This window comes from Bacillus cereus group sp. BfR-BA-01524 (assembly GCF_022662595.1).
Classification (GTDB): domain Bacteria; phylum Bacillota; class Bacilli; order Bacillales; family Bacillaceae_G; genus Bacillus_A; species Bacillus_A thuringiensis_S.
This window is the reverse complement of sequence record NZ_JAKUDW010000519.1, coordinates 1-205: the sequence shown is the minus strand read 5'-3', so window position 1 is coordinate 205 and position 205 is coordinate 1. Positions and strand designations below refer to the sequence as shown.

Here is a 205-nt window from a genome sequence, read left to right as displayed (position 1 = left end):
ACAGGCACCTTTTATCTCGCTAGAAGCTTTTCTTGGCAGCGGGGAATCAAAGACTTCGCTCCATAAGGAGCTTCCCCATCACAGCTCAGCCTTTACGATAAGCGGATTTGCCTACTTATCAGCCTAACTGCTTGGACGTGCACAACCAATCGCACGCTTCTTCTATCCTTCTGCGTCCCTCCATTGCTCAAACGATAAAGAGGTG

General features: G+C 49.3%; 1 rRNA gene. It reads right to left on the bottom strand.

Features of this window, described 5'->3' with window-relative positions:
• Nucleotides 1-205 (bottom strand): 23S ribosomal RNA (locus MR170_RS32150); the annotation flags it as partial.